General features: G+C 59.5%; 19 protein-coding genes. 11 read left to right on the forward strand and 8 right to left on the reverse strand.

Annotated features, from left to right (window positions below; all coding sequences use genetic code 11):
• Window positions 1-19: 19 nt before the first annotated feature.
• Window positions 20-367: a helix-turn-helix domain-containing protein gene (locus tag LOY50_RS21745; RefSeq protein WP_253477347.1), complete on the reverse strand. Its 348-nt coding sequence runs from the start codon at window positions 365-367 to the stop codon at window positions 20-22.
• A 317-nt stretch (window positions 368-684) separates the two neighbouring features.
• Here LOY50_RS21745 and LOY50_RS21750 point away from each other — a divergent pair, with 317 nt between their 5' ends.
• Window positions 685-1,677, forward strand: coding sequence for a hypothetical protein (locus tag LOY50_RS21750; protein WP_258689162.1), 993 nt, complete (start codon window positions 685-687; stop codon window positions 1,675-1,677).
• Here LOY50_RS21750 and LOY50_RS21755 read toward each other — a convergent pair.
• Together LOY50_RS21755 and LOY50_RS21760 are read right to left on the reverse strand one after the other, a co-directional pair.
• A complete protein-coding gene (locus tag LOY50_RS21755; protein WP_253477352.1) occupies window positions 1,674-2,870 on the reverse strand; it encodes an RsiV family protein in 1,197 nt (398 codons plus the stop codon). The two genes, LOY50_RS21750 and LOY50_RS21755, sit on opposite strands and share 4 nt — an antisense overlap.
• Before the next feature lie 125 nt (window positions 2,871-2,995).
• A complete protein-coding gene (locus tag LOY50_RS21760) occupies window positions 2,996-3,811 on the reverse strand; it encodes a sulfite exporter TauE/SafE family protein (RefSeq protein WP_258689163.1) in 816 nt (271 codons plus the stop codon).
• A 112-nt stretch (window positions 3,812-3,923) separates the two neighbouring features.
• Between LOY50_RS21760 and LOY50_RS21765 the strand changes: the two genes are divergently transcribed.
• Together LOY50_RS21765 and LOY50_RS21770 are read left to right on the forward strand one after the other, a co-directional pair.
• Window positions 3,924-4,700 (forward strand): helix-turn-helix transcriptional regulator, encoded by a 777-nt coding sequence (locus tag LOY50_RS21765; protein WP_253477358.1) that lies wholly within the window; start codon window positions 3,924-3,926, stop codon window positions 4,698-4,700.
• 82 nt (window positions 4,701-4,782) lie between these two features.
• Complete coding sequence (locus tag LOY50_RS21770) at window positions 4,783-5,100, forward strand: helix-turn-helix transcriptional regulator (protein WP_003204826.1); 318 nt, start codon at window positions 4,783-4,785, stop codon at window positions 5,098-5,100.
• A 17-nt stretch (window positions 5,101-5,117) separates the two neighbouring features.
• On the opposite strand, the gene LOY50_RS21775 is transcribed toward LOY50_RS21770, so the two are convergent.
• The gene (locus tag LOY50_RS21775; RefSeq protein WP_258689164.1) at window positions 5,118-6,176 is read right to left on the reverse strand and encodes an MBL fold metallo-hydrolase; all 1,059 of its coding nucleotides are present in this window, start codon (window positions 6,174-6,176) and stop codon (window positions 5,118-5,120) included.
• Between the two features lie 189 nt (window positions 6,177-6,365).
• Between LOY50_RS21775 and LOY50_RS21780 the strand changes: the two genes are divergently transcribed.
• Window positions 6,366-6,974 carry a TetR/AcrR family transcriptional regulator gene (locus tag LOY50_RS21780; RefSeq protein ID WP_258689165.1) on the forward strand — a complete coding sequence of 203 codons (609 nt, stop codon included), beginning with the start codon at window positions 6,366-6,368 and terminating at the stop codon, window positions 6,972-6,974.
• A 23-nt stretch (window positions 6,975-6,997) separates the two neighbouring features.
• On the opposite strand, the gene LOY50_RS21785 is transcribed toward LOY50_RS21780, so the two are convergent.
• Window positions 6,998-7,531, reverse strand: coding sequence for a DUF1003 domain-containing protein (locus LOY50_RS21785; RefSeq protein ID WP_258689166.1), 534 nt, complete (start codon window positions 7,529-7,531; stop codon window positions 6,998-7,000).
• Between the two features lie 93 nt (window positions 7,532-7,624).
• The gene (locus LOY50_RS21790; protein ID WP_258689167.1) at window positions 7,625-8,572 is read right to left on the reverse strand and encodes a LysR family transcriptional regulator; all 948 of its coding nucleotides are present in this window, start codon (window positions 8,570-8,572) and stop codon (window positions 7,625-7,627) included.
• A 14-nt stretch (window positions 8,573-8,586) separates the two neighbouring features.
• Between LOY50_RS21790 and LOY50_RS21795 the strand changes: the two genes are divergently transcribed.
• Window positions 8,587-9,297 (forward strand): CTP synthase, encoded by a 711-nt coding sequence (locus LOY50_RS21795; protein WP_258689169.1) that lies wholly within the window; start codon window positions 8,587-8,589, stop codon window positions 9,295-9,297.
• A complete protein-coding gene (locus LOY50_RS21800; RefSeq protein WP_258689170.1) occupies window positions 9,294-9,608 on the forward strand; it encodes an antibiotic biosynthesis monooxygenase in 315 nt (104 codons plus the stop codon). Before LOY50_RS21795 ends, LOY50_RS21800 begins: the two co-directional genes overlap by 4 nt.
• Window positions 9,609-9,822: 214 nt before the next feature.
• On the opposite strand, the gene LOY50_RS21805 is transcribed toward LOY50_RS21800, so the two are convergent.
• Entirely contained in the window at window positions 9,823-10,149 is a 327-nt protein-coding gene (locus LOY50_RS21805) for a DUF2025 family protein (RefSeq protein WP_135846825.1), read from the reverse strand.
• A 245-nt stretch (window positions 10,150-10,394) separates the two neighbouring features.
• Between LOY50_RS21805 and LOY50_RS21810 the strand changes: the two genes are divergently transcribed.
• Both LOY50_RS21810 and LOY50_RS21815 read left to right on the forward strand, forming a co-directional pair.
• Window positions 10,395-11,522 (forward strand): glycerophosphodiester phosphodiesterase, encoded by a 1,128-nt coding sequence (locus LOY50_RS21810; protein WP_214509480.1) that lies wholly within the window; start codon window positions 10,395-10,397, stop codon window positions 11,520-11,522.
• Between the two features lie 122 nt (window positions 11,523-11,644).
• Complete coding sequence (locus tag LOY50_RS21815) at window positions 11,645-11,950, forward strand: PepSY domain-containing protein (protein WP_018604552.1); 306 nt, start codon at window positions 11,645-11,647, stop codon at window positions 11,948-11,950.
• Window positions 11,951-12,031: 81 nt separating this feature from the next.
• On the opposite strand, the gene LOY50_RS21820 is transcribed toward LOY50_RS21815, so the two are convergent.
• The gene (locus LOY50_RS21820; protein WP_253477385.1) at window positions 12,032-13,657 is read right to left on the reverse strand and encodes a methyl-accepting chemotaxis protein; all 1,626 of its coding nucleotides are present in this window, start codon (window positions 13,655-13,657) and stop codon (window positions 12,032-12,034) included.
• 258 nt (window positions 13,658-13,915) lie between these two features.
• On the opposite strand from LOY50_RS21820, the gene LOY50_RS21825 reads away from it, so the two are divergent.
• The 3 genes from LOY50_RS21825 (at window position 13,916) to LOY50_RS21835 (ending at window position 15,492) form a co-directional block, all read left to right on the forward strand.
• Window positions 13,916-14,938: a transporter gene (locus tag LOY50_RS21825; protein ID WP_018604547.1), complete on the forward strand. Its 1,023-nt coding sequence runs from the start codon at window positions 13,916-13,918 to the stop codon at window positions 14,936-14,938.
• Window positions 14,939-15,080: 142 nt separating this feature from the next.
• Complete coding sequence (locus LOY50_RS21830; RefSeq protein ID WP_003204853.1) at window positions 15,081-15,224, forward strand: hypothetical protein; 144 nt, start codon at window positions 15,081-15,083, stop codon at window positions 15,222-15,224.
• Between the two features lie 37 nt (window positions 15,225-15,261).
• Window positions 15,262-15,492 (forward strand): hypothetical protein, encoded by a 231-nt coding sequence (locus LOY50_RS21835; protein WP_253477388.1) that lies wholly within the window; start codon window positions 15,262-15,264, stop codon window positions 15,490-15,492.
• The last annotated feature ends 2 nt before the right edge of the window (window positions 15,493-15,494 follow it).

Genomic DNA, 15,494 nt, shown 5'->3' on the forward strand with positions numbered 1-15,494 from the left:
TACCGAGCTATCTCGCAACTTACGTTTCGGGTTGGCGCCACGAACGGCGCACTTCGGAGACCGGCTTTTGTTGCACAAGCGGTGGCGAGTAAAGGTTTGTCGCGGCCTTGGTCAGCCCCAGTCGCAGCCCGAACTTTCTCAGAATAGCTTCGAGGGTGTTGATGGTCGGGTTACCCTTGTCCTTCTCGATCTGGTACAGGGCCTTGGTCGACATGTTGCACATGGCAGCAAAGGTTTCCTGATCCAGGCCGGTCACCTCAAGCCGTAACCGGCGAATAGCGGTTCCCAGGGTCTCGATCCCCGTGACATGCTGCATGACGATGTCGTCAATGATTTCCCTGCGCCGCTCACCGGTGTTCTCTTTCATCGAAGTTTCTTATTCGCTGTTTCCGGCAATATATTGCCGGTTATCTGAAAGGTCGGGTTATAACCGGCATTATGATACCGACTCATACAAGTTTGGGGCCGTAAAACCGGGGCCGCTTCGCAGCCCAGCGGGGATAAATCCCCTCGCCACAGGATGGTGTCAGGGCGCAGGTGGGTGGCAGGCTTGATGGTTGGGTTGGGTTTGGGAATCGCGAGCAAGCTCGCTCCCACAGGGGGTTTGTGGTGTGTTGAAACTTTGGGTGCAGCCCGCCGCGTCCTTCGGTATTAATACACCTCCTCTCATGGACCCGAGCCCCGATGAAATTCGATACCGCCTACTGCCTCAGCCTCGATGCCAAGCTTTCGATCTATGACGTTCGGGATCTGAATTTCGACGAGACCATGGCCTTCGATTCGGCCAAGGAGCGCTTTCAGTGCCCCAACGATGCCTGTCGGGCGGCGTTTGATGAGGACAATCGGCTGACGACGTTCAACGCCAAGAACGTCAATTACATCCGCACGCCACATTTCAAGAATCAACCGACTACCCAGCATATCGAGGGCTGCCCTTACGTCAGTCCGAAAACGCCGGGGTTGGGTGCGGAGAGTGTTGAGGCACAAACGGATGACGACCGTGAGGAGCATTTTCCGTCGGAGCTGTTGCTGACTCGGCGTCAGTACGTACGCAAGCCGTCCGATCCGTCGAAGGACGTTGAAGCAGCGACTCGGCCTACGTCGCCTACCCTATCGTCCCACGGTGATGACGTTCATTGCGCCCATGATTCGACACCCGACAAGACCAGTGTCTTTGCCCACCCGGTGGAGTGTTTTGTGTCGAACTTCGCGGACAAGGACCTGCTCAAGCGCAAGCTGTTGAAGATTGGCGAGCACACGGCGCCCTATGGATCGTTCTTCAAGAAGATCGAGTATTTGCAGGACAACAAGGGCTTGATTTACTGGGGCAAGATCAAGGAGATCAAGGATTACACGCAAAGCTTTCGCATCGATTTCGAACCCAAGGTCTGGTTCAAGCAACCGGACGAGGCGAAGAAGAAGCCTTACTCGGTCAACGTTTACCTGAGCAAGAAGCTGATCGATAACTACCGCAAGCGCAAAGCGTTCCTGGAAGAGATCAAGCATGCCGTCGACAGTGACGCGCCGTTGTATTGCTTCTTTTATGGCGTGACGCCGGAGTTGAAACAGGTACCGAGCAAGAAGAACCCCGAACAGACGTTCGGGGTGTTCAGTGCCAATATCGAGAACCTGGATCACTTCGTTATTCGGGAAGCGCCCGGGTTGGCTGAGGGTTAGTCACCAGTCCCGGGCAATTGAAGTTTGACCGCACCGGGGTGTTGTTTTACGACTGCGTACGGCAGCACCGACCAGCCGGGGTCATCACAAACGCGTTGCGCGCGGACGAAGAACGGTCCCAGGTACAAACCTTTTTCAGTGAAGTACCAATTGGAATATCCCCAGACGCCTTCATCGGTGTAGTCGCAGCTGTCTTCATCCGCTGGCTTCAGCATCTCGTCGGGGTACAGCGTGGTGAGTTGCTTGATCAGCCATGGCGCGAATACCTCGCGTTGGTAAGTGTATCGCGCCTGGCTCTCTTCATCGGTCAACGGAGCATCACCCGCGTCGTTGTGGCCGGCGTACAGCGGTGGCTTACCTGTGCCAACCCAGAGCACATCTTCCAGCGACAAACTGTGGCCGGTGTGAGCATCGAGATTGAGCGGCGAATTGCCAAAATCCGGATGCACGCCGCCGCAGTAGTAACTTGTGGAAATGTTCAGGCTGATCACATCGGGCGATAGGAATTTGGGCGCGACGCCTTGGTCGAACTCGGCATTATCCGCGCCCTGCAACAGACAGCCGTGGTAGCTGATGACTTCGGTCCAGAGCCGCCCCAACAATTGCCGATTGACCCGTTGTAGTTCGTCTTTCGAGTAGCCGGACTCGACGCTGAACATGGAAATACCGGATTGTGGCTCCGTCCACCATTGCAAGTCATGGCCCATGAAAGATTCTTTCTTGCCCGGTTTGAGTTTCAAGCCCAGCAGACGGAGATACTCATAAGGGTCACTTTTTCGCAGCTCGGCGATAACGGGGGGAAGATCAGCTCCGGGTGCAGGGAGCGTGGCTTCGGTCAACTGCACGGGCAGAACTTTGCCCTTGAGACTTTTCCATTCACCCTGCCAGCCGTTGGCCGTTTTTTGCAGCGTCAGGGTTGGCAGCGATTGGCCGTCGTCGTAACGGGTACCGCCCTCGACCAGCGTCAGGGTCTTTCCTTGCTGCGAGCCGCTCAATCCCAAGTCACGATGGTATTTCTCATAGAAATAACGACCGATGACCTCGTCCTCTTGAGCAGTGTTGAGTCCCAGCACAATCGGCATCTTGCCCAAGGTGCCGGTAAAGACGCCACTACCACCATCGGCACTGGCTGTCGAACAGAGCGCGATCAGGCACACGGCGCTGGATGCGAGGAGCAACAGTCCTTTGAACATGGAATCTTCCTGGAAAAAGCGAGCGTCAGCTCACGAAATGAGTGGCGCGAAGTATGACGAATCAGCCTCATAGAATCGATATGCCACCCTCTCCCACAAAATGTTGAGCAATGCCATGCAGCAACTTACTGCACCGATATGCCCAACATCACCACGATCAACAATCCGATATAGACCCCGGCGTGAAAACGATCCGGTATCCCCCCGATCCATGGCGTAGCTAATCGAATCCCCACTAACGAGCCCAGTGTCAAAACCGCAAACGCCTGCAAATCCACATACCCAACAAACCACGGCCCCAAATCAAACTCGGTAAACCCGGCCATGGCCATGTAAGTCAGCGTCCCGGCCACCGCAACCGGCAAACTCAGCGGGTTAGCCATGGACGTCGCGCGCGACATGTTCAGCCCGCAACGACGCAATAACGGCACGGTCATGACGCTGCCACCCACGCCCAGAAAAGTGGCGATGACGCCGATGCTGATTCCGCCTGCCGATACCTCTGCCCTGCCCAATCGCCGTGGGACTACAGCGTCAGACTGGGTCAGAAAACCGCGTCTGAACAAGCAGTCCAGAATGGTCACGCCCAGATAAACGATGAAGGCATAGCGAATGACTTCGCTACTCGCCCACATCGCGGCAACGGCTCCGACGATAGCGCCCAGGCCGATGAAGCCGCCCAACGGCCACACGTAGTGGCGAATGAGGTTACCGGCGCGGTGATGCTTGGCGGTGGCGATCAGCGCGTTGACGATCATCACGCAGGTCGAGGTGGCCACGGCAATATGCATCGCCGATTGGCCGATAGGGTCGTCAGCGCCGTGGCTGGCGGTGAGCATGCGGTATAGCAAGGGCACCACGACGAATCCACCGCCGAAGCCGAACAGCACAGCAGTGATGCCAGTCATGCAACCGAAGAGTGCCAGCAAGAGGTAGAACATCGCGCAGCATCCGTAAATGGAGAGAGGCCGACGATAGAGCGATGGGGCTTGGCCTGCCTCAGCAAGTAGGCCAATAATGTTTGTATTTACGCCAATTGTTGGAGGCCGCTCGATGCGCAATGTTTCGATTGACCTGCTGGACGACACGCCACGGCCAGTAGTGGCTATCGGCACGGATTACCCCGACGGTCATCGATTGCCGCGCCATACCCACCGGCGGGCGCAGTTGCTCTACGGCGCCACCGGAGTCATGCAGGTCAGCACGGCAGACGGCAATTGGGTGGTGCCGCCACAACGGGCGGTGTGGATCCCGCCCGGGGTTGCCCATGAGGTGCTGATGCTGGGCGTCAGCACGCGAAGTTTGTATATCGAACCGGCTGCGGTAACGGCCATGGACGCCCGTTGCCAGGTCATCAGCGTGTCGCCGCTGATGCGTCAGTTGCTGATGGAAGCCGTGGAGCTTGCGCTGGACTACGACGAGGCTGGACGCGATGGTGCGCTGATCGATCTGCTACTGCACGAGCTGCTGCGCAGCGCCCATCTGCCACTGCACCTTCCACTGCCCCAAGACCCGCGCCTGCTCGGCCTGTGCCAGGCATTTCTGAAACGCCCGGACGCCCACGTCTCGCCCGTGCAATGGGCGGCGCAATTGCCTATCAGCTTGCGTTCGTTCAATCGCCTGTTCAGCCAGCAAACCGGGTTAAGTTTCAGCCAATGGCGACAACAAGCCTGCGTGATGTCGGCATTGTCCCGGTTGGCCGTCGGCCATTCAGTGACCCGAATCGCCCTGGACCTGGGCTACGACAGCCCCGCGGCATTCTCCACGATGTTTCGTCGCATACTGGGTCACGCCCCGAGCGCCTGGCTGGAGAAGACCGCCGGTCATTGATCAAAAAAATGAGATTGATCGGGATTCAAAACAACTGTACAAAAACACAGTATTTTTTAATCCCACAGCTTTGGAGCCCCCCATGGCCTCTCTCGCAATCAAAACCACCCTGGAACGCATCGCTGTCTATCAATTCACCCCTGCTCACAGTGCACAGGCGCGAGCCATGCTGGGTTGGAGTGTCGAGGAGCTGTCCCGCCAATCCGGCGTCTCGGTCCAGGCCATCCGCCGCTTCGAGGCCGGCGGCGAGTTGCTCGATGTGACTCGCCTGGCACTGGCCTTTCGCCTGGAGGCCGAGGGCCTGGTGTTCTTCCCCGGCTTCGCACCAGGGCGCGGCATGAACATCAAGGGTGCGACACCGGACCCAATGGGGCGCTCCGATTACGCAATGATTGAATAACGCCAATCCTGTGAGTGCTAGGCGATACCGGCCTGGTCCTGGTACGCCGAAGGCTCCACGTCCAGCCACCAGGCGCGGCCACGTTGCGGCTGCGTCAGGGTGAATGCTTCGCCCATTTGCGGCGTGGCAATGTAGACATTGCGCTCCCAGGCCAGGGCCAGGATGCGATCGAAGGGTTCATACCAGGCATGCATCGCCAGGTCGAACGTACCGTTGTGGATCGGCAGCAGCCAACGGCCCTTGAGATCGATATGAGCCTGTAGGGTCTGCTCTGGCTGCATGTGGACGTGGGGCCAATCGACGTCATAGGCGCCGGTTTCCATCAGTGTCAGGTCAAAGGGGCCATATCGCTCGCCGATGCGTTTGAAACCCTCGAAGTAGCCAGTGTCGCCGCTGAAGAAAATTCGCGTAGCGCCGTCGATCATCACCCACGAGGCCCACAAGGTGCTGTTGCTGTCGAACAGGCCGCGCCCGGAAAAGTGCTGGGAGGGCGTGGCAACGAACTCGATACCGTCCACCTCGGTACCTTGCCACCAGTCCAGCTGACGCACCTTGCTGGCGTCGACGCCCCATTTGATCAGGGTGTCGCCCACACCAAGGGGGGCCAGGAAGTGGCGGGTCTTGGCCGCCAGCTTGAGGATGGCCTGATGATCGAGGTGGTCGTAATGGTCATGGGACAGGATCACCGCCTCGATCGGCGGCAATTCTTCCAGGCTGATGGGCGGCTGATGAAAACGCTTCGGGCCGGCCCATTGCACGGGTGAGGCGCGCTCGGCGAACACCGGGTCTGTCAGCCAGAATTTATCCCGCAGCTTGAGCAATAGGGTGGAATGGCCGAGGCGGAATACGCTGTTGTTCGGCGCCGCCAGCAGCGCGGCGCGCGTCAGCGCTTGAACCTCGATGGCGCCCGAAGGCCGAGTGGTGCGCGGCTTGTGGAAGATCATGTTCCAGATGATCCGCAGGGTAGTGCCAAAACCTTCCCGAGGCGTGAAGGCATGATTGCGATACTTGCCCTGTTCATGCCGGGATGCGTCATGGGCGGACGGATTGTCGGTCGAAAGAGAGGGAATGGTCATGGTGCGATAACTCCAAGGGCGTCGGCGCAATTGCGCTTCGCCGTTGTGGGACGCTGGATGGCCGTTGCATGCACGCTCAGCCGCTTGACTCAAAACTACACCACTCGGTGTAGTTTCTAGATTGCATGAATCCCGGGAGCAAGTAAACTGCCGAGTGTAAGTTCTCTCATCTCAACCGACGAATTGCCCATGACCGTACCGCAGCGCCTTACCGAGCGAAAACGCGAAGCCATTCTCCAGGCCGCGATTGCTGAATTCCGTAGCAGCGGTTTCGAGATCACCAGCATGGACAAGATCGCGGCGACTGCCGGCGTATCGAAGCGCACGGTGTATAACCATTTTCCGAGCAAGGAAGAACTGTTTGCCGAAATTCTGAATCGGTTATGGAACAGCATTACCGCAGAGCAGGACATGCCCTACAGCTCGCAAAAGCCGCTGCGGGAGCAACTGCAAACGTTGCTGCAAGCCAAACTGCACTTGCTGGCGGACGAGAACTTCCTCGACCTGGCGCGCATCGCCATCGCCGCCACCATTCATTCCCCCGAGCGAGCCCAGGACATGGTGTCGCGCATGGGCCAGCGGGAAGAAGGCTTGACGACCTGGATTCGCCAAGCCCAGGCCGATGGCCGCTTGAAACCCGTGGAGCCGGCATTTGCCGCCCAGCAAATGCATGGGCTGCTCAAGACGTTCGCCTTCTGGCCGCAGGTTTCAATGGGGCAACCCAGCCTGACCCAGGATGAGCAGGCCCAGGTGATCGAATCGGCCCTCGACATGTTCCTGAGCCGTTACCAGGCTTGATCAAGAAGTCCTGGCGTGAAGGGCTACTGCAGCGATGGGTTGTGCACGACCTTCTGGTGCATTTCAGTGGTCAAGTTGTCGATACGCTCGGTCAATGCCTTGGTTATTTCCGTCAGGCGGGTGTTCTGCTCCAATAACTCCAGCAACTGCGCCGTATTCAGCGCGGCCTGAGCCTGGCGCTCGCTGTTGGCGATGGCCAAGGCTTCACGATGCTGGGCATCGGCGTCCGCCTGGGCTTTGTCCCGAGCGGCCTGGCGGGTTTGCGCCAGCAAAATCAGCGGCGCGGCATAGGCCGACTGCAGGCTGAACGCCAGGTTCAGCAAAATGAACGGGTAGGCATCGAAATGAAAGACCCCCACCAGGTTCAGGCTGATCCATAGCAGCACGATCAAGGTTTGCGCACCGAGGAACATCGGCGTCCCGAAAAAACGCGCGAACGCCTCCGCTCTCAGCGCAAAGCGGTCATTGCCAAAGGTCGGCGCCAGATGCGCGTGAGGGCGGTGAAAACGCAGGTGGTCAACGGGCGCGGAAGGTGTGGGTTGGGAAGACTTCGTCATCGTGATGTTCTCGGCCAAGGGCTGGTGCTCAAGGCACTATAACCGTTGGGGAAGCGCCATCCATTGAGCCATGTACGCCCTCGCCGTTAAAACTCAGCGCCCGCGCAGATTGCGCCCCAGCTCATCGAACAAGGTCACCACCGAGCGCAAGGCCCGGCAGTCCGGACGGGTCAGGAGCCACAGGGCTGTGTCATACCCCGCCAGCGGTTCGCCAAGGGGCATCAGGCCCTGGTGTTCATCGATCAGAAAGTCCGGCAGCGCCGCCACACCCAAGCCGGCTCGCACCAGTTCGGTGACCGAGAGCATGCTGTTGCAGCGATAGGCGGGCACCACGCCGGGGAGATGCTGGCGGCGCCAGGCTACGGTGGGGTGATCCGGGAGGAAATCGTCCGGTGCGATCCAGGTCATGGAAGCCAGGTCATTCGCATCCACCGAGCGCAGATACGTGGCACTGGCACATACCCGGTAAGCCACGTTGCCCAGGTTTCGACCGACCAGGTGTTCCGGCGGCGTACGGGTCAGGCGTAACGCAATGTCGGCATCGCGGCGGCTCAGGTTGGCGAAGTCGTTCGAGGTGCTCAGCTCAAGGGTCAACGCCGGGTAAGCGGGCATGAAGCGCGCCAGCGCAGGCAGCAGCAACGCTTGCAGGACTGAGTCGCTGCACGTCAGGCGTACCGTCCCGCTGATGACCGCGCCGCCCTGCTCCACCCCCACCCGCGCCGCCTCCAAGGCCTGTTCGGCGCGCTCGGCTTGCTCGGCCAGCGCCTGGGCCAGGCTTGTGGGCAAGTACCCGGAACGGCTTTTTTCGAACAAGGGCTGGCCCAGGGCCGCCTCCAGCCGACGTACCGAACGGAACACCGTGGACACGTCCACCTGCAGCAATCGAGCGGCCCGGGCCAGTGAGCCGCCACGGACCAGTGCGAGGATCAGGGACAGGTCGGGATAGTCCAGACGATAGTGCGCTGCTGCATTGATCACTTGGATAAACGCCAATATTGATTGCGTGAACGCCAATCTATAGTGGCGACCAAGAATCAACAAGCGGCGAGTCTCTCATGGCAAAACAGCGTCCTTTACACATCGCCCTGGTCGGCGACCACGACCCACACATCACCGCTCACCGGGCGATTCCCATTGCACTTGAGCTGGCCGGCAGGCAAACCGGCCATGACATTCGCGTCCAATGGCTGGCAACGCCGCTCATTGCCGACAACGCAGTGCTGGAGGACTTCGACGGTATCTGGTGCGTACCAGGCAGCCCCTACCAAAACGAAGCCGGCGCCTTGCAGGCGATTCGTTTTGCCCGCGAACAGCGTCGCCCTTTCCTGGGCACCTGCGGTGGTTTTCAACATGCCGTGCTGGAATACGCCCGCAACGTGATGGGTTGGGCCGACGCCGCCCATGGCGAAACCGACCCCGAGGCTGAGCGCGCGCTGCTGACGCCGCTGAGCTGTGCCTTGATCGAAACCATCGACTGCCTTCAGCTCGATTCGGACTCGTTGACTGCCAAGGCTTATGGTCGCCAGAGGGTATTCGAGGGCTACCATTGCCGCTTCGGGGTCAACCCGGACTTTGAAGAAGACTTGCTCAATCAGCGCCTGCACCCCGTGGCCCGGGACTCGGCCGGCGGCCTGCGAGCGGTGGAACTGCAGGACCATCCGTTCTTTGTCGCCACGCTGTTCCAGCCCGAACGTGCCGCACTGGAAGGGCGCGTGCCGCCGCTGGTCAGCGCGTTTGTCGAAGCCTGCGCCAGGACAACGCCATGAGCACCCACTACTACGCGGTGATATTCACCTCCCTGCGCACCGAAGGGGACCAAGGCTACGCCGAAGCCGCCGAACGCATGCTGGCCCTTGCCCGGGAGCAGCCCGGATTTTTAGGCGTCGAATCAGCCCGTGGCGACGATGGTTTGGGGATTACCGTGTCCTATTGGCGCGATGAAGCTGCGATCCTGGCCTGGAAGCAGCATCCCGAACACAGCGCGATCCGTGAGCGCGGCCGCTCCACCTGGTATACCCATTGCCATACAAGGGTGTGCAAGGTCGAACGCGACTACGCCTTCCAACACCCAATCTAGTGTCACAGTGTTTACCGTTGATCAATCTGTAGCGTGATAGCTGGGAAGCTTTTGTGGCGAGGGAGCTTGCTCCCGCTTGAGTGCGCAGCGCTCATCGCTTTTTTGGGGGCCGCTGCGCGACCCAGCGGGAGCAAGCTCCCTCGCCACAGGACCGTGCCATTCCAAAAATCCTTGTGGGCCCCCACAGGATCTCTGTTCAATTCAAGATTGAGGCTCAGCCTGTCACCAACTGCCGCACCGCCATGATTTCCGGCAGGTCGCTGCGGGCCATATACACCCGCAAAGGTTCGGAGAGATTGATCCGGTCGTCGATGTGCTGGTCCAGCAATAACTGGATCCGCTCGCGCTTGAGGGCCATGGTGCCGTCCGCCACGGGGGCCCAGACAAATTCGCAGGTGGGGATGATGCCGTCGTCGGCCACGTCCATGCCGAAAGCGTCTTCGCTGAAACGCACGATGTACTGGCCAGTCTTGCGGTTCAAGCCGACAAAACCCTTGAGCTGGTCGGCGGCCTGGCAGATGAATGTCGAAGTGGTGCGCATGGTAAACCTCATGGATGCGTCCCTCAGGACGTCTGATCAATGGTTTACACGCAGGGCAAGCGGACACAGGATTTAAGGTTTCCCTCTGCCGGGGAAACTGATGCGGCAAGGGTACTGCAAAGCGGCCTGGAAATGCGTGGGAAAAATCTTCTTTGCACAGGTTTATGTCGGTATGGCGATAGCGCCGACAGCGTTCAATTGTTAAAAGATAGTTTTTTGCATACACCTACGAAAGGATTTCGAGCATGCCTGTCACCTTCACCCGCACCGCCTTGATGCTGAGCCTGTTGCTCGGCTTCGGCCAGACCCAAGCGTCCGAGGCCCCGAGCCCCAAGGCCTTGGCAGCCCTCCAGGGCATTCCGCACCCCGCCGTGATCGCCCACCGCGGCGCCTCGTTCGACGCGCCGGAATCCACCGCTGCCGCCTACAAGCTGGCCCGCGACCTGGGCGCCGACTACCTGGAACTGGATCTGCAACGCAGCAAGGACGGCGTGTTGTTCGTCCTGCATGACGACAGCCTGCTGCGCACCACGGATGTCGCGGTCAAATTCCCCGAGCGCAAGGGCAGCACCGCCAACGAATTCACCATGGCGGAGCTCAAAACCCTCGATGCCGGCAGTTGGTTCAACACCGCTTACCCGGACCGCGCGCGCCCTTCGTTCGCCGGCCTGAAAATCCTGACCCTCGATGAAGTGATCAATATCGCCGAGGGCAACCCGCAGCAAAAACCCGGGCTGTACATCGAAACCAAGGCGCCGAAGCTGTTCCCCGGCATCGAGCGCGACCTGAAGGACAAACTGCAGGACCGCGGTTGGCTGAGCCCGGCCGGGTCGAAACTGGCCAAGCGGGCCACGGGGGTCGGCCAGGGCAAAGGCAAAGTGGTCTTGCAGACCTTTGAAAAGAGCAGCCTCGAACTGCTGCACAAAGAGATGCCGAAGGTGCCGAAGATCCTGCTGTTGTGGGTGGGCGAAGGCAACATCGAGCCAAAATCCAAGGTGCCTTTTGCCGAGTCCGGCGAAACGGACAAGGCCGCCTATTACGCCAAGCAGGAACCCAAGGACAAGGCTGAATTCGAGAAATGGATTCAGTACGCCAAGGCCCAGGGCGCCATTGGTACCGGGCCATCCGCGGCGTTGACCCATGGCGGCAGCCAGAGTTACGCGGACCTGGTGCAGCCGTGGATGAACCAGTACACCCATGACCAGGGTCTGCTGGTGCATGTCTACACTGTTGATGAGCCGGTGGACTTCAAGAAAGTGATGGATGCCGGCGTGGATGGCATTTTCACCAATCGGGCCAGTGAGTTGCTCAAGTACTTCAAGCGTCCCGAAACAGGCAGTGTGGCGCAACTATTGGAGAAGAACGGTTACTGAAACATCAGGACCGGGTCGGTGCAGTCGCTGCAAGTTTTCCGAATTAAGGGTGAATTAAGTTGCCACAGATAATCTGAGCCCACTTAAACGAATCACCCTTTAACGACACCAAGGAAAGACCTATGAAAACTTTGACTGCCCTGTTTACCGCCGCTGCCCTGACCCTGACTGCTGGCCTGGCCCAGGCAGATGTTCGCGTCGATCAGATTCCTCAACTGGTCAAGGAAGGCAAGATCAAGTCCCTTGAATCGATGAACGAAGAAGCCCTGAAGTTGCACCCGGGCGCGACCATCACCGACACCGACCTGGACAACCACTTCAACGGTTATGAATATGAAGTTGAATTGAAAACCGCCGACGGCAAAGAGTTTGATGTTGATTTCGATGCCACGACTGGCAAAGTCTTGAGCAACAAGCAAGACACTTGATCCATCAGAAAAAAAAAGAGCCGCGCAACCTTAGGGTTGCGCGGCTCTTTTGCGTTTATCAATACCTGTCGCGAACGACCGTCAGGCACTCAACCGCGCCGTCACTTCATTCAACTGTCCCGACAAACCGTGCAGATCCCGACTGGCGGCTTCGGTGCGCTGCACATTGTCCATGTTGGTGCTGGCAATGCAGGTGATTTCCGTCAGGTTGCGGGAAATGTCTTCGGCCACGGAAGTCTGCTCTTCGGCTGCAGTGGCGATCTGGCGGTTCATGTCGCGAATCGCTTCGACAGCCTGGGTGATGCGTTCGAGCATCACACCGGCCTGGGTCACTTGCTCCACACTTTCTTCGCTGCGCGACTGCCCACTCTCAATGGCATGGGCCGCGTCCACCGCACCCGTTTGTACAGTCTGGATGATCTGGTTGATCTCGATGATTGACGAGGCCGTGCGTTGGGCCAGGCTGCGGACCTCATCGGCGACCACCGCGAAACCGCGCCCCGCCTCCCCGGCTCGCGCGGCTTCGATGGCAGCATTGAGGGCCAGCAGGTTGGTCTGTTCGGCGATCCCGCGGATCACCTCCAGCACCTTGCCGATGCGCCCGCTGTCGGTTTCCAACTGACGGATGACCGCAGCCGTGTTGGCGATCTCGCCGCGCATCCGGGTGATGGTGTGGATGGTCCCCTGCATGACCTTGCCGCCCTGTTGCGCCGATTGATCGGCGTCATCGGCCGCCTGCGCCGCGTCGGCGGCATGACGGGCCACTTCCTGGGCCGTGGCGGACATTTCGTTCATCGCCGTCGCCACCTGATCGGTGCGTTCGAATTGCTCGCCGGTGCCCTGGCTCATCAGGCTGGCGATGGCATTGAGCTCACCGCTGGCACTGTCCAGCTCCGTGGCACTGCGTTGCAGGCGGGTAAAGGTTTCGGCAAGGAAATCGCGCAATGTGTTGGCCGCTACCGCCAGGTTGCCCAGCTCGTCCTGACGGTTGCTCGTCACACGCTCGGCGAACCGCCCATGACTGAGTCGGGTCACGTAGTCGATCAGGCTACGGATCGGTTGAACCAGGTTGCGATTGACCAGCCACAGGCTGAACAGCCCAATCAGCACACCCGACACCAGCATGATCACGGTGCCCAGCATGATCGTGCGATCGGCGCCGGCACTGATCAGCGTCGATTGCTCGGTGCCCAGCTTGCGCAGTTCCACCACCAGCGCACTCATTTGCTCACTGGCCGCACGGTCCACGCCCTTGACCGCCGCATCGCCCGCCGCCGAATCGCCACCGGAGGCGACAAATGCATCACGGCCCTTTTGGTAGGCAGCACCCAACTGACGATGTTCATCGCGCAGGGCCACGATGCGGGTCTTGATGGGCGCCGGCACACCTTCACGCCCGCTCAATTGGCCAAGGATGTCCTGGACCTCACGCTGACGTTCCTCGAACTGCTTCCAGTATTTATCCAGGTCAGCCGGCTGCTTGCCGCGCAGCAGGACGTTTTTCCATTCCTGCACCTGCACCTTGAACTGCAGGTTGGCCTCGTCAATCAACTGCGAGGCACGCAACGGTCCATCGATCAGGTTGCGATAGTTCTGGACACCATTGGAGAGGAAATGAAAGGACGCCAGGGCGATCAGCAACATCGCCAGCAAGCTGCCGCTCAATAGGGCGAGAATCTGAGCTCGAAGGGATTTTTGTAGAATCATGGGGAGCAATCTCTAAGCAAGAGGAACAGGAACGACGTCCCGACCTCCATGTCCGCAACACACCGCGTCGCAACCCGAGTACGGGGGGATATGCACATACCATCGGCCTGAGCGGGGCATTCTTGAACCTTGGCGACGGCCGGTAGCGCCAGCTTGGCGGTGCGAATGGAACTGTCACAAAACCATCAAGAAAGCTTGCGAAGATGGCGTTCAAGTGAACCTGTAGCCGCCACAGGCACTTCCCGCCAGCGAGACTTCATGAACCACAGCATTGATCAAAGCCACCGTGATCCGGACCTGTTCGGCCTGCTTTACGGGTTCCGTTTCCGCCCCGGCGAACGCGGGCAGGAGATCGATTCGGCCCAGGCCTTACGGAGCCTGCAACACCCGCAAGATTCGGATGAGTTCCTCTGGCTGCACCTGAACCTGGCCCACGCTGCGTGCGAGCGCTGGATGAAAGGTCACCTGGCCCTGCCCCAGGAGTTTTTCGAAGCCTTGCACGAAGGCTCGCGCTCGACCCGCATCGAGCATGTCGACTCGGCGTTGCTGGCCGTGGTGAACGATGTCGTGTTCAACCTCAGCAACATGGTGTCCTCGGATGTCTCCACATTGTGGGTTTGCGTGCACAGTCGATTGATCGTCAGCGCGCGCCTGCAACCCCTGCACTCGGTCGACAAGCTGCGCTCGTCGGTGAAGGCCGGCGAGTGCTTTCGCTCGCCAGTGGAATTACTCGTGCACTTGCTGCGCGACCAGGGCGAAGTGCTGACCCAGATCGTGCGCAAGACCAGCCTGAGCGTCGATCAGGTCGAAGATCAGTTGCTGTCCTCGCGGCTGTCCACCAACCGCGCCGAGCTGGGCAGCAACCGCCGGGTACTGGTGCGCTTGCAGCGCTTGCTGGCCCTGGAGCCGGGTTCATTGCTACGTCTGCTCAACCGCCCGCCGCAATGGTTGCAGAAAGAAGACGTCAAGGAGCTGCGCAAATCCACCGAGGAGTTCGCCCTGATCATCAACGACCTCACCGCGTTGAGCGAACGGATCAAGCTGCTCCAGGAAGAAATCGCCGCCAACCTCAACGAACAAAGCAACCGCACCCTGTTCACCCTGACGGTGGTCACGGTATTGGCGTTGCCCATCAACATCATTGCCGGTTTCTTTGGCATGAACGTCGGCGGCGTGCCGCTTGCCGGCGATCCCGAAGGCTTCTGGATCCTGGTGGCGCTGGTGGCAACCTTCACGCTGATTGCCGGCCGCTGGGCATTTCGCAAGCGACGTGACTATTGAACATGACGTGTCTAGACAATCCCTTTTGTCGGCCCGACGGGATTTAACAGTCTTTTTGTCATTTCTCCTGCTGTATCCTGCCCAGGCTTTGTAAAAGCGCGGATCTACCAGATCTATCCACAGACCTTGCGAGGAGCGCGATATGCACGAGATCCCTAATCTCCCCTTCCCAAGCCTGCACGACACTGAGCAGACGACCACGCTACAAGCCGGGGGGCAAGCAGACGCCCAGCAACCCGAGCCAAAAGAAGCCACTGAACGCCGCCAGGCCGACAGCGAAGACTGATTGACCCGCACCACCAGACCGTGTGGAAAGCGCTAAGATGCGCTTTCCACACCGCCTGAATCCCGAGCCCTCCATGACCGATGCCACCCCTCCCTTCAGCGAAGCCCAGGCCAGCGTGCTGATCGGCACTGCCGAAAAAATGGTCGAGATCTGGACCCGCCTTCCTGCCGAAAAACAAGCGGCCCTGCTGGCGCGCTTTGGCAGCGAAGAAAACGCCATCGCCGCACTGGTCACCACACGCCTGGTCAGCAGTGAGAACGGCAGCTGAAC

The sequence above is a fragment of the Pseudomonas sp. B21-010 genome (assembly GCF_024749325.1).
Classification (GTDB): domain Bacteria; phylum Pseudomonadota; class Gammaproteobacteria; order Pseudomonadales; family Pseudomonadaceae; genus Aquipseudomonas; species Aquipseudomonas kilonensis.